The organism is Streptomyces sp. NPDC102514 (assembly GCF_055584525.1).
In genome coordinates this window covers 20,026-41,730 of the sequence record NZ_JBVJLW010000021.1, presented here as the reverse complement: position 1 = coordinate 41,730, position 21,705 = coordinate 20,026, and the positions used below count along the sequence as shown (strand labels likewise).

Genomic DNA, 21,705 nt, shown 5'->3' with positions numbered 1-21,705 from the left:
TTGGCTGTCGCCGCCCTTGCCGCCTGCGGCGGGGACGGTTCCGCTTCGGGGAAGACGGACAGGGACAGTAAGGGCTCGGCAACTACCGGCGCCGGGGAGCCGGTCAAGAGCACCCCGTCGGGAGGCCCGAGCCCGGACGCGGATGCGAGCGGCGAGCCGAGCACAGGCTCCACGGCGGACCCGCAACAGAGCGACGACGCCTACGACTTCACGCCCGACCCCAAAAAGGTCCCGAAGAACACCGCGCAGGCGCGCAAGCTGACCCGGAACGCCTCGCTGGCACCGGCTGACTGGACGCCCGGCATGGTGAAGCACGACCCGTACGAGACGGCGGGTACCTGGCCGGTTCTCGCTGATTCCTGCGTCTGGTCGCGCGGCGGCCTGCCGCAGCACGTCCTGGACAGCTACATCCGCCGGATCGACGTACCGGCGAAGGACGGCAAGGGCCGTGTGCAGGGTTCGGTGACGGTGACGGTCCACCGGACGGCCGAGGACGCCGACCGGGAGATGAAGGACACGGTCCAGGAGAGCTTCCGCTGCCCGGGGCAGGACCTGGGCGGCGGACAGCGGCTCGACGGCCTGATGTCGATGCACCTGGACCAGAAGGACATCAAGAACGCGGACGCCACCCTGTTCGAGGCGGGCAAGTACACCGGAGCCGGTTCGGGCGGGAAACGGGAGTACGTGTGGACGAAGTCCCGTATCGGACCGGTGACGACGGCCGTCTCGGTCAAGGGGGCCCAGGGGTACGAGACCACGGACCTCATCCGGCTGGCGGCCGAGGCGGGCGCCAAGCTCCTCTACCGGGTCGAGACGGAGCTGAAGTGACCGTTCCCGGCGGGCACCCGGCACCCGGTGAGGCCGGCCACCGCCATGAACCACTCTCCCACCGGATGACCGCCGCCAGATGACCACGCTCAGATCTCCGGGACGTCACCGCTGATGGAACCACTCCACTCCTCCGATCCGGCCCACATCGCCGGCTACCGCATCCTCGGCCGGCTCGGCGTCGGCGGAATGGGCGTGGTCCTGCTGGGCCGCTCCCAGGGCGGCGCGCTCGTCGCGATCAAGCTGATCCGGGCCGAGTACGCCGACGACGCCGCCTTCCGTACCCGTTTCCGCCGCGAGGTGTCGATCGCCCGGCAGGTGCGCAACCGCTGGGCGGTGCCGGTGGTGGACGCTGACGCGGAGGCGGCGGCGCCATGGCTGGCGACCGAGTTCGTGCCCGGCCCCGCGCTGAGCGACGCGGTCGGAGCCGGGCCGCCGCTCCCGGAGCACAGCGTGCGGGCCCTCGGCGCGATGCTCGCCGAGGCACTGGAGGCGGTACACGCGGCGGGGATGGTGCACCGGGACGTCAAGCCGGGCAACGTCCTGCTCGCTCTGGACGGGCCCCGCCTGATCGACTTCGGTATCGCCCGCGCCCTGGACGACACCGTCCTCACCGCAACGGGCACGGTCGTCGGTTCCCCCGGCTTCCTCTCCCCCGAGCAGGCCCAGGGCCGCCGGATCGGCCCGCCCAGCGACATCTTCTCGCTGGGCTGTGTCCTGGCCTACGCGGCGACCGGCCGCCGCCCGTTCGGCAGCGGTCCGGTCGACGCGATGCTGTTCCGTACGGTCTACGACCCGCCGGACCTGGACGGCGTACCCCCGGCTCTGCTGCCCGTCGTCCAGGCATGTGTGTCCAAGGACGCGGAGTCCCGGCCGACGGCCGCGCAGATCCGGACGCGGTGGACGCAGGACACGGCCGGGCAGAGCTGGCTGCCCGCGCCGGTGACCCATCTGATCGCGTCGCGTTCCACGCAGATGCTGAACCTGCCGGACATCGAGTCGACGCAGTTCGTCACGCCCCGGGACGACGCGGACACCCGTCCCGCACGCTCCGAAGCCCCCGCACCTGGCAGGCGCCGCTTCCTGACCTACCTGGCCGCGGGCGGCGCGGTCCTCGCAGCGGGCGGGGCGACGACAGCATGGCTCACCGGATCGGGGAACGACGGCGAAACCGGTTCGGACGGTGACAGAGGCACCGGCTCGGACGGCAACGGCGACCGGTCGAAGACCCGCCCGGTGCTGGGGATCGGCATCCAAGCGGACCTGAGCGGCACGCAGAGCATCCGAGGCAAGGCACAACAACAGGGAGCTCAGCTGGCGGTCGAGGCGCACAACGCCCGTCCGGACGCCCCCTTCACCCTGAAGCTGACCACGGTCGACGACAGGGGTGACGAAGCGCGGGCACTGACCGCCGCCCGCCGATTCACGGAGGACGCCTCCGTGGTCGCCGTCCTGGGTGCGACGAGCACGCGGGCGGCTGGCGCGGTGCTGAGCGCGTACGACGAGGCCGCACTGTCAGTGGTCAGCGTGACGGACGGGGACACCCGGCACATCAACCGGGTCTTCCAGTGCGCCCGGCCGAACGACGCCATGCAGATGGTCGCCGTCTCCAGCTACCTCGGGATCCACGATCTCGACGACATCGCCCTCGTCGACAACGAGACCGAGTACAGCCGCCAAGTCACCCGCTTCCTCAGCGAGGGCCTGCGCACCGGCGGCAACCGGACCGTCCTCGCCGAGACCTTGCCGCTGGACAGCGACAACCACGCGGCCCGCGCCCGGCAGATGGTGGCGAAGCGGCCCGGAGCCGTGGTCCACGGCGGAGACTGGCAGGACGCCGCCCGCTTCGCCCGCGCCCTCGCGAAGACCGGTTACCGGGGCCCGAAGTTCGCCACCCAGGCCGCCCACGACCCACGATTCCTGCGCGAGGCGGGCGCCGCGGGCGACGACTGGCTGATCGTGTCCACGGCGGTCGACCCGTCGGCCGTACGCTCGGCGGGCGCCTTCGCGAAGGCGTTCCGCGCCCGCTTCGATACCGCTCCGCCGCTGTTCGCCGCCGAGGCGTACGACGCGGTCCGGTTGATCACCGCCTGTATAGAGGGCCTGGACAGGAAGAGCGTGTCCCGCCAGGACCTGGTGCCGGTACTGCGAACCACCACGTTCAAAGGGGTGTCCAAGCCGTACGCCTTCAACAAGGAGAACGGCTGGTACACAGGCGACGAGGGCGTCTTCCTCTACCGGGTGACGAACGGCCGCTTCCACTTCCTGGGCACAGACCCCGCGAAAGCCTGAGCTTTTCCTTCAATCGGGCGGTCGCCACAGGGCCGCGAATGAGTGTCAGTGCCCGCGCGTGGGTTGTGCGGGTGAGCTGGAATGTATTCATCATGAGGTTTCCGCCCGGGGCCGAGGCTTTGGACGAGTTCTCCGAAGATCCCCGAAGAAGGGGCGCGTGAAACTGGCACGGAATCTCAAATGAATCTCAGATCGGGAATTCGATACTCCGGACGGGCCGGTGGAACAGTAATTCCGGTCGCCGGTCGTCGGCCTTCGATTCCTCAGGACAAAAGAACACATGAGCGTGCCGCCGAGCCGTCCGGAGTTCCGGGCGATTCGGCGGCACTGATCGAAGTACGTCAGTCGCCCGCGAGTCCGAACGGCCGTCCCTGGATGGGGGCGTGGGTCCACCAGGAAGGTGCGTCGATACGGCCGAGGGTGTGCCCCGCCTTGACGACCTGGGTCGCGAAGTAGCGGGCGATCAGCCGATACACCATCTCGCTGGGATGCCCGAGGTCACTGGTGGTGATCCGGTTGCGGTGAGCGCTCGCGGGGTCCTCCTGCGGTTCGCCCGGGAGGGGAGGCGTGTAGAACACGGGGACTCCGGGGTCCTGGAAGTCCTTCTTCAGACCCCAGCCCGCCAGGTCGGTGCTGATCTCCTGCATCCAGCGGTTCATCCGCACGTACCGTGCGTGGTCCGGCTGCGGTGCGTGCGGACCGGCCGGCCAGTTGTCCAGCAGGTCCGCCAGCAGCGTGTTGTAGGAGACGACGACGGGTTCGATGGTCTTCGCCTCCTCGACCTTCGCCGCCGTGTCCTTGCGCATGTTCTCCATGAAGCGGCAGGCGTTGTAGACGCTCGGCAGGTCGATCACCATGAAGTGGTGGTCCTGCACCCGGTCCGGGAAGGCGGCGTTGATCTTCTCGACACTCGCCTGGATCTCCGCCACGGCAGGGAAGGCACCCTTGCCGCTCAGGCCCTTGACCTCGCCCGGGTGGTTCTGCCGCCAGGCCAGCCAGTCCGCGTAGACGCCAGTGGCGGGCAGGGTCGGGCTCGGAGGGTAGTCCGGACGCTTGGCGGTGACGAAGTCGTTGAGGCCGATCCAGATGACGTGCAGGGTGGGCCCGTCGAAGCGGCCGGTGTAGTTCTTGCGCTGCCAGAGGTAGCTCTCGACCTGCTCGTCCAGCGTGGTCAGGGCCCCGGCCTTGGGCGTCCAGTCGCGGGTGGCGATGGCTCCGCCCATGGAGTAGTTGACGTAGCGGAAGACCTTGGCGGGCTTGTCCTTGGCCGGCTTCGCCGCGGCGGAGCCGGAGAGCCCGGATTTGGCACGTTCCTCCAGCTCCGCAAGGTAGGCCTTGGCGTCGAACTTCTCTTTCTGCGGCGCGTCCCAGTCGCTCACCCACATCTCCGCGCCGCCCGTCAGGGCGCGGTGCTGGGACGACGCGGCGAGGGTGACGTCCTTGTTGCCCCACATGATCGACTCGCCGGTGGCCCACTCCACCAGGAAGTCCGTCCAGTTCTTGCCGTCGCTGAAGCGGCCGGTCTCGTTCACGCGCATCCCGCCGAGACCCAGCGCGTTGAGGAGGCGGCCCAGTTCCCCGGTGGGCCACGTCCACTTGTTACCGATGTCCGACATGCTGTCGCCAAGGACGACGAGGTTCTTGAAGTCAGCCATTCCTTTTCCTGCTTCCCGTACTACCGATGTGATCGAATCCATGCCGAAGCACGCCGTTGATACGGCGGACGGGAATTATGAATTCCTCGGTCTCCTCCTGACTTCCGTCATCCCCCGATCTTTTCGGCAGCGCTTCTCGAAATACCGTAGGGGAGGTGGAGCAAGCGCGGAAGAGAGGACGGGAGACACATTTACCCTCATTATGTCCAAGATGATTTCCTTTTCACGCCCGCGTGGCCTTACCAGGGTCTTTGCGTGAAGTGATCCTGTGCGGGTTCGTCCGGTGAGGCCGAGGGCGGTCGCGGGCGGCCTGACGGAGGGCTGCGGGGATGGCGAGGTTTTGCAGGCTGGCCATGATGAGGGGCGGGCCGGCAGAGCGGACTGTGCGGGCCGGTGGCGGCCCGGCGAAGGCGGCCGGACCGGCGAGGTAGACCTCGGTGAGGTCGAAGTCGAGGATCAGGTGCCGCGCGGCGGGTGCGGTTCGCCACGACGTCGCGGCGCAGCGGGCCAGGCTGTGCCCCGGGCACGGCGCCAGCCTACCGGAACGGGTCGCCACCTGTAGCGGCGCTGTGGACGGTCGCGGCCAACTCCCGCAGTGGGCCCACTACATCGTCACCGGGCAGGCGGTCGGCGTGGAGTCCCGGACGGCGTGCGCGCGCTCCCCCACTGCGCGCAGGCGCAGGTGGCCAGCGTGCTCGGCGTCCATCGCGTCCTTCAGTAGCTCCTCGGCCAATCCCCGTAGCGGCCGCACGAGGCGGGTGCGCGTCCAGCAGGCCGTCGGCCTTCGCTCGGACCCGCCCTGCTCGGCCGGTGGCGCGAGCCGGGGCTGCGCGGTGACGTGTGCGAGCTTCGCGGCCCGGCCGGAGCGATCCGGATGAGCGGGGTGACGGCCGCCCCGGGCCGGGGGACGGACGCGGGCGCGGCAGCCCGACCGGCGAAGAGTGACCGTTCGCCCTGGACCGGACGGACTGAACTGCGCCTGTCCGGTCCCGCTCAGTCCGAGGCGTGCAGGTCGGAGAGACCCTGCGCCTCGCCTCCAGCGCCACCTCGGCGTGTTCCCCTTACGAGGTGGCGGTCGGCCTGTCCCGGCCCAGCCGGGCGAGGGCACGGTCGTGGACGCGGCTCAGGAGCAGCAGGGCGCAGGTGGCGCCGATCAGGGCGCAGAACATGTCCCACTGGGTGTCCCAGACGTCTCCCTGGGTGCCCAGGAAAGCGTCCGCGGCCTCTCCTCCGGTGACCGCCGCGAGCCACTCAAGCATCTCGAAGACGGCGCTGAAGGCGAGGCAGGCGCAGGCCGTGAGCGGGGCCAGCCAGCGGCTGCCGCGCAACGGGGAGGTGCGGACGAGGAGTTCGCGTACCAGGATGGCCGGGACGAAGCCCTGCACGAGGTGGCCGAAGCGGTCGTAGGGGTTGCGGTCCCATCCGAGCCAGTCACGTACCCAGTCCCCTGCGGGCACCTCCGCGTAGGTCCAGTGGCCGCCCGCGATGAGGACCAGGGCGTGCACCGCCAGCAGAGCGCACAGCAGACCGCTCAGCGGGAAGCGGTGGCGCAGCAGGATCGCCAGCGGCAGGCCCGCCATCACCCACACCGTCTCCAGCAGCCAGGTCGTCGGATCGGCCGCGCCGAACCTCGACACCACGAGCGCCGCGGCCACCACGACGGCGAGGACGGCCGGCAGACGGCGCCGGGGCGACAACCTCGCGTCCAGCGTCGGGGCGGGGGTGGGATGGGTGGCGGTCATGGACTGCTCCTCATATGCAGGGCGGGCCCTCACTATCGGGCCCATCCGCGACCGCCCTCATGAGTACAGGTACTCAGATCACGGCGTCGCACCACCCCGATCGGGGTGAGTGATGGCGAAAGGCAACCCGTGCCGGAGACGGCGCGTCCGCTCCCCCGACATCGGCGTGGAGGTGGGGTCCCCGCCGACGAGGCGGCAGAACGCGCCGACTTCGCGTACGCAACCGTCATGTTCCCGCGGAGGAAGGACACTTGCGCGACCTTCGCCACCGGATCGGGGACGTACCACCTCACCGGCTGACCGACGGCGACCTGAACCGGTGGGCCGACGGCCCCGGCCGCGATGTCAGTGGGCGTCTCTAGCATGGACGATGCCAGGGTGTTGGGACATCAGAAGGTCAGGAGTGCTGTGCGATCAAGCTTCGGGGATTCCGCCGCAGACCCGGAAACCGGGACAGTCGCGGGACGGCTCAGGACCGTCGAACAGTGGCGCTCCTACCTGGCTGCGTACGGCGCCGATGTTCTGCGGGTGTCTGCCGAGGGCGAGTTGTTCAACGTCGGCGACGAGCAGCGGGCCACCGGGTGGCTGGGCTACGAGGGCGCGGACGAGCAGCGGATCGTGGCTCTGGAGGACCGGCTCGGCACCCGACTCCCGCCCAGCTATCGCTCGTTCCTGGGCGCCTCCGACGGCTGGTCGCATCTCGGCCCGTTCATGTATGAGATGCGTACGACCGGCGCCGTCGACTGGCTCGACGATGACGACGCCGACATGTACATGGACACCTATGACGATGAGCCGGACGACGCGAGCGAGGACGTCAGAGCCCCCGTCCTGCTCATCGCGGACGAGGGCGACGCCCAGTCGTGGCTGCTGGACTCCGGGGACGTGTCGCAGGACGGGGAGTGGGCCGCGTACACCTGGTCGAGTTGGCAACCGGGGCTGAGTGACCGGTACGGGTCCTTCGCCGAGCTGGTCGAGGCGGAGCGCAACTCGTTCGAGGAACTCAAGGGCCACGAAGGCAGGGCCGTTCATCCAGATGGTGCCGAGCAGTTGGTGGCCGAGGGCCGTACGCAGGCTCTGCGGGGCGAGGTGGAGCGGGCGGCGGCCACCTTCGAGCAGGCCGCCGTCAAGGGCTCGGGGGCCGGTGCCTACCTGGCTGTCATGCTGGGCGCCTTCCTCGACCTGGCCTACGCGCATCACCAGGTCCGCAATGGCATCCTCGGGCGTCCGCATGTCATCGAGGCGGTCGGCCTCGAACACGTACGTGCGGAGGCTGTGCCGCTGTATCTGCGTCGCACGGTGGAGGAGTACGGACCTGGGCGGGACTTCTCGTCGGTGCTCGTGCCGGAGCTCCGTATGTCCGAGGGCAAGCCCGTCACGGACTGGATTCCCCACGCCGCGGCGTCCGCCCCGCCGACGCTTCCCGAATCCCCGGTCTTCCAGGAGGCCCTGGACGCGGCCCGGACGATCGCCCTGTCCGGCGCCACCGACGACGCCTGGACCGTCATCGAGACCGCTCTGCCCCACTGGCACTCCGAGTCGCCGCACCGCATAGCCCCGGTCGTGCTCCTCACCGACCCGGCCTTCCGCGAGGTGATCACCGCACCCCGGGCCCGTCTCATCGTCACCACACCGCGGGGCGAGGCGCGGCAGCGGCAGCAGCCCGGGTGACGACGAGAGGCCGGCCTTCCGCCTCGCGCGTATAGGTGCTTGAGGCTTGACCAGATAAGCCGGGAGCACCCCAGGACGGCGGTGCGGGTGCCCGGCCGCGGGTGTGGAGCCGGGGGTGATGGGGGCCGGCCCGCCCGTTCTCAGATGTTGATGATGACCGGCCCGCTCCTTGAGGGAACCTCGTCGTGTTCCTCCAGCAGCTCGCGCAGCCTGTCGGCCTCGGTGTGGCCGAGGACGTCGAGTATCGCGAGTGCCTCGTTCCACGCCAGGCGGGCCTCCTGTGGGGACGTGACGGCGAGTGCTTCGCCCCGGTGGACGAGGGTGTCGGCGATCAGCGAGGCGTCGTTGAGGGCGCGGTAGTGGGTGAGCGCGTGGTCGAAGGCCTCCAGCGCCTCGTCGTGCTGTCCGAGGCGGTGGTGCGCGACACCCATGGTGTCCCAGGCCGCCGCCTCGATGTTCCTGTTCCCGGACCTGTTCGCGATACGGACCGCGCGGCGACAGTCCCCCAGCGCCTCCTCATACTCGTGCAGGAGCAGGCGGGTCCAGGCCACTTCGTTGGTGACGCTCGCGATGCCGACGTAGGCCCGCGTCCTCGTGTACAGGGCGCAGGCGATCTTGTACTGCGCCAGGGCCTCGCGGTGGTCCTGCCGGACGTTCGCCAGGAATGCCAGGTACCGGTGGGTCAGTGCCGTGAAGGGGACGTCTCCCATGTCGGTGAACAGTTCCAGCGCCCGTTCCAGGTGCGCGGCTCCCCGCGCGTGGTCGTTCGTGCGGACGTGGGCGAAGCCGAGGACACGATGCATGTGGGCCTCGCCCAGGGTCTCCCCGAGCCGCTGCGCGCCCGCGAGTGCCGTGGTGTGCAGCTCGATCTGCTCCTCTCGGCGTCCTCGCCGGTCGAGGACGAGTTCCAGGGTCGCCGCCATGCGCCAGGCGTGCGCGCCCGTGCCGTGACCGCTGTCCCGGGTGATCACCGCCTCCAGCGCCGGCATTTCCCGCACGAGCCATTTCGCCGCGCGGTCCGTGTCGGTGAACGACAGGACCTGCGTGCCGGGGGCGGCGTCGGGCAGCGGGAGAGGTTCCCGGTGCGTGTACAGCTGGGTGGCCGCGCCGCGCGCGCTGTGCAGGTAGTGGTCGAAGAGCCGGCGGCGGGCGTCCTCACGGGCTTCGGGCGGGTCCTCGGCCAGGGAGAGCTCCTGGCTGAAGGTCCGCAGGAGTTCGTGCGAGCCGTAGAGACCGGGCGCGGGCTCGGTCCACAGGCTGGCCCGGGTGAGCTCGGACAGCACGGGCCGCGTCTGTGCGGTCGTCAGCCCCGCGAGGCTCGCCACGGCCTGCACGGAGACGCCGTGGGGCGGACACATCCACAGCAGCCGGAAGAGCCCGGCCGCCTCCGGACTCAGCGTGCGGTACGACCAGGAGAAGACCGACCGGGTGTCGGTGGCCGGGTCCCCGACGGCGAAGACGCCGAGGTCGTCGCGGCTCTCCGCCAGTTCCGCGGCGATGTCCGCGAGCGGCGCGGCCGGGTGGCCCTCCGCCCGCGCGCACACGATCGCCAGGGCGAGGGGCAGCCGGCCGCACTGCTCGGCGATGCCGATCGCCGCCTGCCGGTCGGCGGCGACGCGCGACGCGCCCAGCCGCTTCGCCATGAACTCGATGGATTCGGTGACGGTCAGGATGTCCAGGCGCAGGGAACGCGCGCCGTTGGCGGCGACGAGTCCGTGCAACTGCTCCCGGCTGGTGATCACCGTGACGCACGTCGGTGTCCCCGGCAGGAGAGGACGTACCTGTTCGGCGCTGCGGGCGTTGTCCAGGACGACCAGCACGCGCCGTCCGGCCAGCATGCTGCGGTACAGGGCGGCCTGGCCGTCGAGGCTCGGCGGGACGTCCTCGGCCGGTACGCCGAGTGCTTCCAGGAAGTAGCAGATCGCGGCCGACGGCGTGAGCGCGACTCCCGCCGGGTCGTAGCCGCGCAGGTTGACGTACAGCTGTCCGTCGGGAAAGTGCCGGGTGTTGCGGTGGGCCCAGTGAAGGGCGAGCGTGGTCTTCCCCACGCCCGGCGCGCCGCCGATCGCGCTGATGACGACGGCGGCCGGCGTGCCGCCGTCGGCCGGCAGCAGGTCACGCATCCAGTCGAGTTCGGCTCTCCTTCCGGTGAACGCGTGCAGGTCTGCGGGGAGTTGGGCGGGACGCACCCCGGGGCTCGTCCCCTGGCCGGCCCCCTGACTCACGCCCCGGCTCCCACCCGGGCTCCCACCCGGGCTCCCACCCGGGAAGGATCCGCCGCTGGTGTCAGCGGATTTCGGGTCGCCGGAGGGGGACGTCCTCGTCGGCACGACGGTGCCGCGCAGCACGCGGATCTGGGCTTCGCGCAGTTCGGAACCGGGATCGACGCCCAGCTCGCTCGTGAGCCGGGACCGGACGACCTGGTAGTGGTCCAGGGCCTGGGCCACAAGACCCTCGGCGGCGAGGACGAGGACGAGCCGCGCCTGGAGGCACTCGTTCAACGGTTCGCTCTCGGCCGCCCGTCTGACCAGCGGGAGCACCCTGGACGTGTCTCCCGAGGCCAGCGCCGCGTCGGCGGCGTCCCTGACCGCGTGCAGATACTCGGCGTCGACTCCGGCGAAGACCGCGTGGGAATGCACCGTACGGGGAAGCCCTTCCGCGGTTCGCCCCAGCCACAGGGAGAGCGCCCGGACGAACAGGCCGGTGGCTTCCGCGGGCCGCCCCGCGGCCGAGGCGTCCTGCGCCGCGTCCCGCAGTCTCCGGAACCTCAGCAGGTCCAGTGCCTCGTCCTCGGTGTTCAGCCGGTAGCCGCCGGCCGCGCGCACCAGGACACTGGCCTCGGTTCTGCGGGTCAGCTCCGGTTCGAGCAGTCTCCTCAGCGCACCGATGTGCCGGTGGACGACGTTGACCGCGTGCTCCGGCGGATCCTCGTCCCATAAGGCGTCGACTATCTGGTGCAGGCGGACCGGCCGGTCCGCCTGCACCAGAAGCAGTGCCAGCAACGACCGCTGCTTCGGTGGGCCCAGGCTGAGCTCCGTCGCGTGCCGCCAGGCCCTGAGAGGCCCGAGCACCGAAAAGCGCAGTGCGACGTCCGCCGTGGGCTGGTTCTGGGGGCTCACTTCTGGTTCTCCCTGCAGATGGTCGTCCGGTGGTTACTGGCCCTGCCGAGGGCGCGAAGTGCGCCGCTCATGCGCAAGTACGGAGCAAGATCCTCAAGCCCTCACCCGGTTGCCGCCCCGTGACACGGCGGCGACGGACCGGAGACACTCCGTACGTGATCCCGACATCGGGCGGCCTCCCCGACACCGTGGGCCGCCGACGGGCGACCGCGCCCCACACTCTGCGCGACCCGGCCGGGTGGACGCCAGACTCGGCCATTTGCGGCCAGTCGAGAAGAAAACGCGCTCGGCGGTCAAGTCCGGCTCTGCGTGGGCCCGTACGCCGAAGGGCCCCACTCGTGCGAGTGGGGCCCTTCGGTACGTATCAGCGGGTGTTCGGGAGCGGTGCGGGTTCAGTTCCCCGTGGACGAGCGCCGGTTGCGCAGAGCGCGCAGTGCCAGGTGACGACGTGACCTCACCGTGCCCGCCGGCACGTCCAGGATGCGTGCGGTCTCCTCCACGCTGCATCCGTAGATGTAGAGGTAGACGAGCACCTTCCGGTGGTCCGCCGAAACGCCCCGCAGCAGGGAAACGGCCTCCATGGCCGCGAGCGCCGGTTCGGTGTGGTCCTCCTGCGCCGGGTCCCCGCTCTCGGTGGTCACCGTCTCGTACCTGGCGTAGGCACTTCGCGACCGGTCGATGATCAGGTTCCGCGCGACTTTGAACAGCCAGCCGCGTACGGACCCTTCCCGGTTGAGGAGTCTGTCGGCGTGATGCCACGCCTTGACGAACGTCTCCTGGACGATGTCCTCGGCGAGATGGTGGTCCGAGAGCAGTCTGTGCGCGTAGGCGAGGAGTGCGTCCCTGTGCTGCTCCACCAGGCCGTCCACGAGGTCGGGAGCCGGCGAGGTCGTCGATGGAGCGATGCCCGCGAGTAGCGTCATGGTGGCTTGTTCCTGGTTCTCTGTCGCACCGGTGCTGCGTCCGGACAGGCGGGGGACTGTCCGGACGCGGAAGCACACGGGGAGGGATCTGGTTTCGGGACCGACCGTAGGCAAGGGCCAGTGCCGAAAGAGTGACGGTCGGGCCACCGCGGCCGTCACTTTCCACCGTCGTCCCGCGTCCTCACCCCTTCGCCGCGGGCACGGTCCTTCCGCGGTCGCTCTGCGGGATGTCCGCCTTGATCGCGAACCACACCCCTCCCACGCCCTGCCCGTTGGTGTCCCCGGGCTTCTTGTCGCCCTTGAAGGTGTACGCGGGCCAGCAGTTGAAGGACTCCTGCCGGCCGCCGCCCGGAGTGGTGAACGGGAACAGAACCTTGGGGTCGAGCCCCGCGGCCTTCGCGTCCGCCGCCGTGACGGGCTCGCTGGGTGTCCACTTCTCCAGGCACTTCGCGTCACAGGCCGTCTTCATCGGCCAGGGCGTGTCCTTCGTGAACAGGTACAGCGTCCGGCCGTTCCTGTCCTGCAGCACCCGGCCGAGTCCGGGGCTGTTCAGGACGCCCAGGGCGGGCCGCTCGGCGCCCGTTCTCGTGCCGTCCGGAGCCGCGGCGTACCAGGTGTCCTTGATGCCCTGCCCGGCCGTGTCACCCTTCTTGCCGGGAGCGTAGGTGTAGAGAGGCCTGCCGGCGATGGTCATCTGCTCGACCCCGTCGGCACGGGTGATCGAACCCAGCAGAGCCTGCGCCACCCCCTGGGCGGCTGCCGGTTCCCGCGCGGGGACCGGCAGCCAGGTCGTCGCGCACGCGTCCGTGCAACTCGACTTGCCGGGACGGCTTTCGTCCGCCCTGGAGACGTACACGGTGCTGCCCTTCGAGTCGACCACGACGGGGCCGAGTTCCTCGTCCCGGCGGACGGAGATGCCCTCGGAGCTCAGGGGCACCGCCGACTCCTCGACCACCTCCAGCTTGAACTTCCCCGACGGCTTCTCCCCGGCCTGCGTCGCACCCCCCTCGCCGGGCCGGTCGGCGCCGCAGGCGGACAGGGCCAGGGCGAGCACCACGGCCCCCGCGGCGAAAACGGTCCTCCGGTGGTTCCTGTGCCGGTGCCGGTGCCGGTGCATGGTGTTGTGCGTGTGGCTGTACGTGTTCATACCCTTCCTCGCTTCGTCCGTACGCGGCACCCCACCCCGAGGTGCCGAGGTGCCGGGGTGCTACTGGGTGGCGAGGAAGAGGTAGTCGGCGCTGTAGGGCACCTTGGCCGTGGGGTGGGCACCGGCGTCGCAGCTGCCGGCCGGGGCCACCCCGCCTTCGGTGTTGAGCCGCAGGACGGTCCGCGTCTTGGCCAGGAGCCCCTTGTCCGCACCCGTCTGTGTCGCCTTCAGGATGAGCTCGGGGATGTTGCCCTCGCCGTTGTCGAACTTGTTGAGGACGCTGCCGGTGACGGAGGAACCGTCGGGCGCGATCCACTGCGGGGGCCCCGTGGGGCCGGGCTTGGCGAAGGTGTGGTCGATGTCGCCCTGGAGGGTGGCTTCGACGTTGTCCTGGGTGAACGCGTAGGTGCCGTCGGGCTGCTTGGTGCAGGCGTAGACCTGGGACCCCTTGACGACTCCGCGCAGGGCCGAGTCCCGGATCGTGTCCGGCAGGTTGACGCTGCCGGGGAGGGTGAACGCCTGGCCGCGGACGGCACCACCGGGGAACTCGCCGGTGTGCAGGTTGAAGTAGAACTTCTCGGGGTGGGCCTTGATGTCACGCAGCAGCGCGGCGTCCTTCACCTTCACGGTGCCGTAGACGTGCTTGCTGCCGTCCTTGAGCTTCTCGGTGAAGAACGGGATCTTCACATCGCCGTTGACTCCCCGCCCGCCCTGGTGCAGGTGCGCCAGGGTCGGCGTGTCCGTACCGCTCCACGCCAGCGCGAAGGACACGTCCTGGCCCTGGACGCGCATGAGCGCCACGGCGCGGCCGTCCTTGTCACCGACCGCCGGCTTGCCCTCCACCGGCACCTCGTTGTCGCCGGTGAGGACCGAGGCGAAGAACGTGGCTCCGGCCGCGTCCTTGCCGTAGCGGCCGATCGCCCCCGCGGCCTGCGCGGAGTCCGCCGACGCGTGCCCGCCCGCCGACTCATGGGCCGCCCCGCCCGCGTCGATGTCGTCGCCGTTGCAGGCGGTCAGCATCAGGGCGCCGGTCAGGGCGGATGTGGCGATCAGTGCGAAACGCTTGCTGTTCATGAGGTTCTGCCTCCCCGTGGGTGTCACCGCGGGTGGGTCCGCGGTCCGACACCTGAGACACGGGATACTCCTGCGCTCAGGGTCACCCGGTGACAGTCCTGAGACGTTCCTGGAACCGGCCGGGGCCAATTCGGCAGCCGCCGGCTCCTCCCCGGGCTCGGGTCGAGGACCACGACGGCGACACCGGTACGTTCATGGCCTCCGCGCCGACGCCACCGTACACAGCGCCCATTCGACCGGGCCGGATCGGACGCGCCGCAGCAGCGACCGACATACGACGAGCTGGACCGCGTACGGGACGAGGCAGCCGGTCAGGATCGCCGTGGTGCCCCAGCGGCCGTCCCCGGCCTGCCCGTAGCCGGTGAAGACCAGGGCCATGAGCGGCGACCGGGTCAGGTAGTTGGTCAGCGCCGTACGGCCGGCCGGGGCCTGGACACCGCCCATTCGCCGCCCCCGCCGGGTGTCCAGCAGGAGCAAGCAGTCCGCAGACGTGGGCGGCGGTCAGCGCCGGTGCGGTGAGCACGCCGGGCCGCTCCGGCCTCGTACCAGCGCACGTCCAGTAGCCCGTTGCGGCAGACCGCCATGAAGACGGCGCCGGCCAGGCCGACGGCGGACGGCGGACGACGGGCGACGGGCGACGGGCGACGGGCGACGGGCGACGACGGCACCATCCGGCTCGACGCCGAGGAGCATCAGGCCCTCGTCCGGCTCGGCCCACAGGGGCAGTTCTCGCGGCCCTGGCCGAGGGAGAGCGGAGAACCGGGCAGCAGCGGAACGCCGTCCACGTGGGCAGGCCTGAGCTACGGCGTCCCTGCAGGTCAGGCACTCGCGTTCTGGTCCACCTGGTGCGACCCGCGCGGTTTCAGGGGCACCGCCGGTAGCGGCCGAGTGCTCTGGCGGGCCCCATGCCCAGGCCGATCCGGCGCCTTCGGCCTCTTCGGGCGGATCGAGCAGGTGTGGTTCCTGCCCGAAGAGGACGACATGTGCTCGGTGAAGTTCAGTGAAGGTCCGGCCTGGTCTCGGTCTCGGTCAGTCGAGGCCTTCGATGATGCGGAAGTCGCGCTCGACGCCGTCGGAGAGGGCGGCCAGCGCCTCCTGGTAGGCCTCGCTCTCGTGCGCCGCGACGGCCTGCTCGAAGCTGTCGAACTCGATCAGGACGGTGCGCTCGGCGATTCCGTCGTCGTGCGCCACGACCCGACCGCCACGGGCGAGGACCCGACCGCCCGCGGCCTCGACGGCCGCAGGGGCCAGCTTGCCGTAGGCAGCCAGCTTCTCAGGGTCTGAAATGGTGCGGTAGGCGCTGATCCAGTAGCCCTTGGGCATGGAACCTCCAGTGTTGGGATGCCAGTGCGAGGATGAGTGCATCTGACTTACGGGTTGGTCTCGGACGAACGTCGGCGGGCGAGCGCGAGGCTTGTCAGCGTCGCGATCGCCATGGCGCCGATGCCGACCAGCGCCGCGGTGGTGTAAGCGCTGTCGTCGGGGAAGAGGTGGCCGGCGCCGGTGCCTGCGGCGAGGATAAGGCCGCCGATGGCGCTGCCCAAAGAGAACCCGACGCTGCGGACGACGTAGTTGAAACTCATGGCGCTCGACGTCTCGCTCTTGGGGGTGACGGCCAGGATGACGCCGGGCATCGCGGCCGAGAAGCCGCCCACACCGAAGCCGAGTACGCCCATCGCCACGAACAGTTCGACCAGGTCCGACCGGGCCGCCGCGAACAGGGCGAACCCGCCGCCGACCACAACGGCGCTGCCGGCCAGGAGCAGGGGGTCGGCGACCCGCGTCCGGACCCGCGGCGTGAGCTTGCCGGCGACGAACCCCAGCACCGAGAACGGGATGAGGACCAGCCCGGCGACGAAGGTCGTCAGCCCGAAGCCGTATCCGGCGCCGGGCGGCGTCTGCGCGTACCGGGTGATGAGCGTGAGCAGGAGGTACATGCCGATCCCGCCGACGAACATGGCGAGGTTCGCCCCGGCGACCGCCGGGTGCCGCACCGCCCGTACATCGATCAGGGGCGTCGTGCTGCGCAGCTCGATGACGGCCCAGACGCAGAGCAGCACCACCGCGGCGACGGCTAGGGCCCCCGCCACGGCGAGGTGCCGGCTCCACAGATTCCGTTCGCCGGCGAGGAACAGCACCAGGATCAGCGCGGCGGCCAGAACGACCGCGCCTGCCACGTCCACGTGGGCCGAGCGGCCTTCGGGAGCTTCGGGCATGGAGCGCCAGGCGGTCAGGAGTGCGGCGGCGGTGACGACCAGGCCGAGGCCGTACGCGGCCCGTACCCCGCCGAGTTCGGCGAGCAGTGCGGCCAGCGGGTAGCCGACGCCGGCCCCGATGATCGAGACCACCGAGATCAGTGCGATCACGGCCGCGCTGCGCTCCTCGGGGAGGTGGTCCCGGGCCACGCCCATCATCAGCGCCGTCAGCCCGAGCCCGACGCCCTGGGCCGCCCTCCCGGCCAGCAGCCACGCGAACGGCAGCGGCAGCACGGTGAGCGCACTGCCGGCGACGACGACCGCCAGTGTGGCGAGGATCGTGGTCCGCCGGTGCGGGCCGGCTCCGAGCCGGCCCAGGACCGGCGTGGCGACGGCGCCGCTGAGCAGGGCGACGGTCAGCGTCCACTGCGCGCTGCCGAGCGAGACGTCGAACGAGGTCGCCACGCTGGTGATGAGCGGCGTCCCGAGGCTGGCGACCGCTGCCACGACCAGTGCGATGAACATCAGGGCGGGGACCAGCAGCCGTGCCTCGGAACGCGCCACGGGAAGTGCCTTCGCCGCGCCACCGCCGACCGGTTGCCCGGTCACTGCTTCGGCCCTTCGCGGTCCTGGCTTTCGAGCTCTGCCAGACGTTTCAGCGCCGGGAGGGCCGCCACCAGCGCATCGACCTCGTCGCCGGTGAGGTCGCCGATCAACCGCTCAAACGCGTGGACGCCCGCCTGGCGCCGCGTCCGGACATAGGAGGCGCCTGCCTCGGTCAGGCACACCAGCGTGACCCGTTTGTCGGACGCGTCGCCCCGCCGCTCGACCAGGCCGGACTCCTCCAACACCCGGACGAGTGCGGTCATCGCGGGCTGGGTGACGCCCTCGACCGCGGCCAGATCGGTGATGCGCCGCGGGCCGGTCCGGTCCAGGGTCGCCAGGGTGGCGGCGGACGTCAGGCTCATGTCCCTGGGCAGCCGTCTCGCGGCCCTGGTGGCCAGGCCGTAGAGGGCTGCCCCGATAGCGGCGGACGCGCCAGGAGCGGCGTCTTGACGACTCATGCCCGAAGCATAGCCTTTTTATATTCATAGGTTATGGAACTGGTCGACCGGCCCGGGCGACCGCCGCGCCCTCGTTCGCCTGCTTCAGAGTGCGCGCCATCCGCCCGGGTTCCTGCGGCGACTGCCTACTGGTAGCAGGGGTTTCCGCACAGCACGGTGAGCGTGCCGCTGCTGGTGGCTGACGTGGCGGGACCGTGGTGGGTGGACGTGGGGGTCTTGCTGGTCTCCCAGGGCATGGGGGCAGCCATGGCCTGGGGGGCGAGGGCAGTGAAGACTGCGGTGGTCACGAACACGGCGGCTACCGCGCGCTTACGCAGACGCATGGGGACTCCTCGATCGATGATCGGCAAGTGAGGTGCGGCGGCCTGCGTCGTTCTCGGTCAGGCCGTCACGACTGGCTGCCAGTCTTTCCGCGGTTCCGACAGTCCGACAACACCTTTCAGTGACGCCCAAATCCTTTGACATCGATCGCGGAACTGCCCTGAAGACTTCGCGTCGACCGGCTGGGCGAGCGAGCGCCGCTCAACGGCGAACGCCCGTCTCCTAGAAGGAGCGCTTGTCGGCGCGTGCCGAGCGGGTCGCGTGCAAGGACGCCAGAAGCTGGAGCCGCTCCGCGTCGGGGCTGCCCGGTTCGACGGTGAAGGCCAGTATGAAAGGGCCGGGTCTGCCGGGCAGCGGATAGGTGTCCCAGTCCAGGACGATGTCACCGACCTCGGGGACCCGGAAGGTCTTGGAGCCACTGACCGACGCGCGTACGTCGTGCCGGGCCCACAACCGCCGGAACTCGGCGCTGCGGATGCTCAGTTCACCCACGACGGCGGTGGCGCGCGGATGGGTGGGATCAGTGGCGACGGCGGCGCGCATCATGCCGATGTAGTCCAGTGCCTGCCGTTCCCAGTCCGGGCAGCTCCGTTCGCCGGTCAGCGTGTCGTCGAACATCAGCAGGAGCATGTTGAGCCGGTCGGACGGGTGGTCGTCCGGGCTGCCGAGCAGTGCCTCCGCCATCGGGTTCCAGGCGAGCAGATCGAGGTGCCGGCCGAGTACGAGCGCCGGGGTGTCCATCACCTGCAGCAGTCGCCGGGTGCTGTCGGGCACCTTTTCCGGACCGTGGTGCGTCCGGACGGGTATGGGTCGGCGGGCGGCCTGGGCCAGGGTGAACAGGTGCCGGCGCTCCTCGTCGTCGAGTCCGAGTGCGTGGGCGAGCGCGTCCAGGACGTCGTCGGACGGGTGTACCTCCCGGCCCTGTTCCATCCGCTGGTAGTAGTCGGTGCTCAGCCCGGCCAGAAGCGCCAGCTCTTCGCGGCGTAGCCCGGTGACCTTGCGTCGGCCGCCGGGTTCCAGACCAACGTCGTGCGGGCGCAGTCTGCCGCGCCGGGCGCGCAGGAAATCTCCCAGCTCACGAGCGTAGGGATGGCTCATGCCCCCAGTGTGCCGCGTCGCCGGGCAGGCAAGGTAGGTCTCGCAGACCTAGGCAACCGAGAACGACCGATCCCGTGCGCACTGCTCCTAGCGTCGTCGGCGTACCGCACCGACACCCTCAAGGAGCAGCGGATGACCGGATGGACCGCCGACCGCATTCCCGACCAGCACGGCCGGATCGCCGTCGTCACCGGCGCGAACTCGGGCCTCGGCCGGGTCACCGCCACCGAGCTGGCACGCCGCGGCGCCCACGTCGTACTCGCCGTCCGCAACACCGACGCCGGTGAGGAGGCCGCCCGCCGGATCGGCGGCGACGTCGAGGTACGGGAGCTGGACCTGGCCTCCCTGGGTTCGGTACGGGCGTTCGCAGCGGGGCTGGCCGCCGACCACCCGGAGATCGACCTGCTGGTCAACAATGCCGGCTTGGTACTGCTCGGCCCGCGCCGCACCTCCGTCGACGGCTTCGAGTTGCAGCTCGGCACCAACATGCTGGGCCACTTCGCGCTGACCGGCCTGCTGCTCGACAGGCTGGCCGCGGCGCGGGAACCTCGGGTGGTCAGCCTCAGCTCGATCACCCACAAGAACGCGCACCTCGACTTCGACGACCTGATGTTCGAGCGTGACTACCGGGCGGCTCCCGCCTACGGCCGGTCCAAGCTCGCGACGACGGTCTTCGGCCTTGAACTGGACCGCCGCCTGCGTGCTGCAGGATCGCCGATCGTCAGCACGCTGGCCCACCCCGGTCTCACCCGAACCAACCTGACCCCACGCGCCTGGGAGCACCGTGGCCGGTTCGGGCAACTGATCGCGTGGGTCGGCCTCCTGGCCACCCAGTCCGTGGAGCAGGGCGCCTTGCCGCAGCTGCGTGCCGCGACCGAACCCGGCCTGAGGGGCGGCCAGTTCTTCGGACCGTCCGCGCTCGGGGAGACGAGGGGCCGGGTCACCGACGCCCGGCTCAGCCGGGAGGCGGCCGACCCCGCTGTGGGCAAGCAGCTCTGGGCGGCGGCCGAAGAACTGACCGGCGTCAGCTATCTCTGAACCGGCGAACGACCTTGCAGCCTGATGTCCCGCTCAGTCCTCTGCCCGGTTCTTGCGCCTCATGGCCGCGCGAGTGGCTCCCTTGCGCCACACAGCCGCGCGTCTGGCTCCCTTGCACCTCAAGGCCGTGCGTGTAGCTAGCACGCAGCTTCGTCGGGCGCGATGACTTCGCGCTGCGCGGTCTGTGCGACGCGCGCGAGCAGTGTCCGCAGCTGCTCGGTGTCCTTGGGCCCGAGGTCGGTCAGGAGGCGTGCTTCGGCGGCACCGAGGCTGTGCCGTACTTCGGTGAGTCGGTCGCGTCCGGTGTCGGTGATGAGGACCTGGCGGGCGCGCCGGTCGCGTGGATCCGGCTTGCGGGTCACCAGATCGTGGGCTTCGAGGTCGTCGAGGAGGTAGGTCATCACGGTGCGATCGAGACTGACTTCTTTGGCCAGGGCGAGCTGGGAGGGCGGCTCGCTGCCGCCGGCCAGTGCCACCAGGACCAGGTAGCCACGGGCTCCGCCGGGCAGACCCGCGACGGAGTCGGTGGCGACGCGGCGGAACGCCGCGGACACCATGCGGATCGCCCAGCCCAGGTCGGTGTCCAGCGCCAGGGATTCGGTGTCGGCACGCGGCTTCTTGTTCTCGGACGTGGATGCGCTCACCCCCACATCGTACCGCATGCGCTCTCCGACAGATGTTCTTGCGAACAGAACATCTTGTAGGCATAGTGGTTTGCGGAAGAGCGCCGGCCGTCATCCGTGCCGCGTGCTGAGAGCACCACAGCAAGGAAGATCACCATGAGCGCCGACTCCGCTTTGCAGGGCCGTCTCGCACTCGTCACCGGAGCGACGTCCGGCATCGGGAAAGCCATCGCGCACAACCTCGCCGCCCAGGGCGCGGACCTTGTCCTGCACGGTCGCGACCAGGGTCGTGGTGAGGCTCTGGTCAAGGAGATCGAGACCGAGGGCGGCCGTGCCCGTTTCATCGCCGCCGATCTCACCGACGCCGACAGCACGCTGCGCCTGGCCGCCGAGGCCGGAGCTGTGGACATCCTGGTCAACAGCGCGGGTCTGTACGAGTTCGCTCCGACCGCTGTGAGCGATGCAGCGAGCTTCGACCGGCAGGTCGCGGTCAACACGCGCGCCCCGTTCCTGCTGGTCGGCGCGTTGGCGCCGGGCATGGCCGCGCGGGGACGGGGGGCGATCGTGATCGTCGGCTCCAGTGCGGCCCGTATGCCCGCCCCCGTCGGCGCCGCCTACGGCGCCTCCAAGGCAGGCGCGGAGATCCTCACCCGTTACTGGGCGACCGAGTTCGGTCCGTCCGGCGTGCGTGTCAACACCGTCTCCCCCGGCCCCGTACGCACCGAGGGCACCAAGGCCATGCTCGGCGAGCACATCGCGATGCTGGACAGGACCAACGCCCGTGGCCGCGCGGGAGATCCCGGCGAGATCGCCGACGTCGTCTCCTTCCTGGTCAGTGACGCCAGTTCCTACGTCAACGGCGCCGTGCTGTTCGCCGACGGCGGCGAGCTCAGTGCCCTGCCCTCCTGAGGCTGC

At 70.4% G+C, this 21,705-nt stretch carries 18 protein-coding genes and 1 pseudogene; 5 read left to right on the top strand and 14 right to left on the bottom strand.

What is annotated here, in order from left to right; all coding sequences use genetic code 11:
- A complete protein-coding gene (locus ACZ60E_RS38595) occupies positions 1-828 on the top strand; it encodes a hypothetical protein (RefSeq protein WP_469446641.1) in 828 nt (275 codons plus the stop codon).
- Between the two features lie 114 nt (positions 829-942).
- Positions 943-3,120, top strand: a complete 2,178-nt coding sequence (locus ACZ60E_RS38590; protein ID WP_469446640.1) for a bifunctional serine/threonine-protein kinase/ABC transporter substrate-binding protein — start codon at positions 943-945, stop codon at positions 3,118-3,120.
- Positions 3,121-3,461: 341 nt separating this feature from the next.
- On the opposite strand, the gene ACZ60E_RS38585 is transcribed toward ACZ60E_RS38590, so the two are convergent.
- Together ACZ60E_RS38585 and ACZ60E_RS38580 are read right to left on the bottom strand one after the other, a co-directional pair.
- Positions 3,462-4,775 carry an SGNH/GDSL hydrolase family protein gene (locus ACZ60E_RS38585; RefSeq protein WP_469446638.1) on the bottom strand — a complete coding sequence of 438 codons (1,314 nt, stop codon included), beginning with the start codon at positions 4,773-4,775 and terminating at the stop codon, positions 3,462-3,464.
- A 1,061-nt stretch (positions 4,776-5,836) separates the two neighbouring features.
- Positions 5,837-6,517, bottom strand: a complete 681-nt coding sequence (locus tag ACZ60E_RS38580; RefSeq protein WP_469446636.1) for a DUF2238 domain-containing protein — start codon at positions 6,515-6,517, stop codon at positions 5,837-5,839.
- A gap of 528 nt (positions 6,518-7,045) precedes the next feature.
- Here ACZ60E_RS38580 and ACZ60E_RS38575 point away from each other — a divergent pair.
- Positions 7,046-8,188, top strand: coding sequence for an SMI1/KNR4 family protein (locus ACZ60E_RS38575; protein ID WP_469446634.1), 1,143 nt, complete (start codon positions 7,046-7,048; stop codon positions 8,186-8,188).
- 140 nt (positions 8,189-8,328) lie between these two features.
- Here the strand turns inward: ACZ60E_RS38575 and ACZ60E_RS38570 are convergent, their stop codons facing one another.
- The 11 genes and pseudogenes from ACZ60E_RS38570 to ACZ60E_RS38520 form a co-directional block, all read right to left on the bottom strand.
- Entirely contained in the window at positions 8,329-11,307 is a 2,979-nt protein-coding gene (locus ACZ60E_RS38570) for an AfsR/SARP family transcriptional regulator (protein ID WP_469446632.1), read from the bottom strand.
- 392 nt (positions 11,308-11,699) lie between these two features.
- A complete protein-coding gene (locus ACZ60E_RS38565; RefSeq protein WP_384800757.1) occupies positions 11,700-12,230 on the bottom strand; it encodes a sigma-70 family RNA polymerase sigma factor in 531 nt (176 codons plus the stop codon).
- Positions 12,231-12,411: 181 nt separating this feature from the next.
- Positions 12,412-13,377 carry an SCO0930 family lipoprotein gene (locus ACZ60E_RS38560; RefSeq protein WP_469446630.1) on the bottom strand — a complete coding sequence of 322 codons (966 nt, stop codon included), beginning with the start codon at positions 13,375-13,377 and terminating at the stop codon, positions 12,412-12,414.
- A 60-nt stretch (positions 13,378-13,437) separates the two neighbouring features.
- Positions 13,438-14,451, bottom strand: coding sequence for a CHRD domain-containing protein (locus ACZ60E_RS38555; RefSeq protein WP_469446629.1), 1,014 nt, complete (start codon positions 14,449-14,451; stop codon positions 13,438-13,440).
- 192 nt (positions 14,452-14,643) lie between these two features.
- Complete coding sequence (locus tag ACZ60E_RS38550; protein ID WP_469446628.1) at positions 14,644-14,928, bottom strand: DUF418 domain-containing protein; 285 nt, start codon at positions 14,926-14,928, stop codon at positions 14,644-14,646.
- A 195-nt stretch (positions 14,929-15,123) separates the two neighbouring features.
- Positions 15,124-15,242: pseudogene (locus tag ACZ60E_RS38545) on the bottom strand (pirin family protein); the annotation flags it as partial.
- Between the two features lie 238 nt (positions 15,243-15,480).
- A complete protein-coding gene (locus ACZ60E_RS38540) occupies positions 15,481-15,774 on the bottom strand; it encodes a DUF1330 domain-containing protein (protein WP_384800748.1) in 294 nt (97 codons plus the stop codon).
- 47 nt (positions 15,775-15,821) lie between these two features.
- Complete coding sequence (locus tag ACZ60E_RS38535; RefSeq protein ID WP_469446626.1) at positions 15,822-17,255, bottom strand: MFS transporter; 1,434 nt, start codon at positions 17,253-17,255, stop codon at positions 15,822-15,824.
- Complete coding sequence (locus ACZ60E_RS38530) at positions 17,252-17,614, bottom strand: MarR family winged helix-turn-helix transcriptional regulator (RefSeq protein WP_469446802.1); 363 nt, start codon at positions 17,612-17,614, stop codon at positions 17,252-17,254. Before ACZ60E_RS38530 ends, ACZ60E_RS38535 begins: the two co-directional genes overlap by 4 nt.
- Before the next feature lie 221 nt (positions 17,615-17,835).
- Positions 17,836-18,033, bottom strand: coding sequence for a hypothetical protein (locus ACZ60E_RS38525; RefSeq protein WP_469446625.1), 198 nt, complete (start codon positions 18,031-18,033; stop codon positions 17,836-17,838).
- A gap of 220 nt (positions 18,034-18,253) precedes the next feature.
- The gene (locus tag ACZ60E_RS38520) at positions 18,254-19,129 is read right to left on the bottom strand and encodes a helix-turn-helix transcriptional regulator (RefSeq protein ID WP_469446624.1); all 876 of its coding nucleotides are present in this window, start codon (positions 19,127-19,129) and stop codon (positions 18,254-18,256) included.
- Positions 19,130-19,261: 132 nt separating this feature from the next.
- Between ACZ60E_RS38520 and ACZ60E_RS38515 the strand changes: the two genes are divergently transcribed.
- Positions 19,262-20,167, top strand: a complete 906-nt coding sequence (locus ACZ60E_RS38515) for an oxidoreductase (RefSeq protein ID WP_469446622.1) — start codon at positions 19,262-19,264, stop codon at positions 20,165-20,167.
- Positions 20,168-20,304: 137 nt separating this feature from the next.
- Here the strand turns inward: ACZ60E_RS38515 and ACZ60E_RS38510 are convergent, their stop codons facing one another.
- Positions 20,305-20,811, bottom strand: coding sequence for a MarR family winged helix-turn-helix transcriptional regulator (locus tag ACZ60E_RS38510; RefSeq protein WP_469446621.1), 507 nt, complete (start codon positions 20,809-20,811; stop codon positions 20,305-20,307).
- Between the two features lie 135 nt (positions 20,812-20,946).
- Here ACZ60E_RS38510 and ACZ60E_RS38505 point away from each other — a divergent pair, with 135 nt between their 5' ends.
- A complete protein-coding gene (locus ACZ60E_RS38505) occupies positions 20,947-21,699 on the top strand; it encodes an SDR family NAD(P)-dependent oxidoreductase (RefSeq protein WP_469446620.1) in 753 nt (250 codons plus the stop codon).
- The last annotated feature ends 6 nt before the right edge of the window (positions 21,700-21,705 follow it).

Excerpts from the sequence above, each read along its gene's own strand:
- ACZ60E_RS38590 (WP_469446640.1), top strand. The coding sequence starts at position 943 with ATGGAACCACTCCACTCCTCCGATCCGGCCCACATCGCCGGCTACCGC.
- ACZ60E_RS38585 (WP_469446638.1), bottom strand. The coding sequence starts at position 4,775 with ATGGCTGACTTCAAGAACCTCGTCGTCCTTGGCGACAGCATGTCGGAC.
- ACZ60E_RS38580 (WP_469446636.1), bottom strand. The coding sequence starts at position 6,517 with ATGACCGCCACCCATCCCACCCCCGCCCCGACGCTGGACGCGAGGTTG.
- ACZ60E_RS38565 (WP_384800757.1), bottom strand. The coding sequence starts at position 12,230 with ATGACGCTACTCGCGGGCATCGCTCCATCGACGACCTCGCCGGCTCCC.
- ACZ60E_RS38560 (WP_469446630.1), bottom strand. The coding sequence starts at position 13,377 with ATGAACACGTACAGCCACACGCACAACACCATGCACCGGCACCGGCAC.
- ACZ60E_RS38555 (WP_469446629.1), bottom strand. The coding sequence starts at position 14,451 with ATGAACAGCAAGCGTTTCGCACTGATCGCCACATCCGCCCTGACCGGC.
- ACZ60E_RS38540 (WP_384800748.1), bottom strand. The coding sequence starts at position 15,774 with ATGCCCAAGGGCTACTGGATCAGCGCCTACCGCACCATTTCAGACCCT.
- ACZ60E_RS38530 (WP_469446802.1), bottom strand. The coding sequence starts at position 17,614 with ATGAGCCTGACGTCCGCCGCCACCCTGGCGACCCTGGACCGGACCGGC.
- ACZ60E_RS38525 (WP_469446625.1), bottom strand. The coding sequence starts at position 18,033 with ATGCGTCTGCGTAAGCGCGCGGTAGCCGCCGTGTTCGTGACCACCGCA.
- ACZ60E_RS38520 (WP_469446624.1), bottom strand. The coding sequence starts at position 19,129 with ATGAGCCATCCCTACGCTCGTGAGCTGGGAGATTTCCTGCGCGCCCGG.
- ACZ60E_RS38515 (WP_469446622.1), top strand. The coding sequence starts at position 19,262 with ATGACCGGATGGACCGCCGACCGCATTCCCGACCAGCACGGCCGGATC.
- ACZ60E_RS38505 (WP_469446620.1), top strand. The coding sequence starts at position 20,947 with ATGAGCGCCGACTCCGCTTTGCAGGGCCGTCTCGCACTCGTCACCGGA.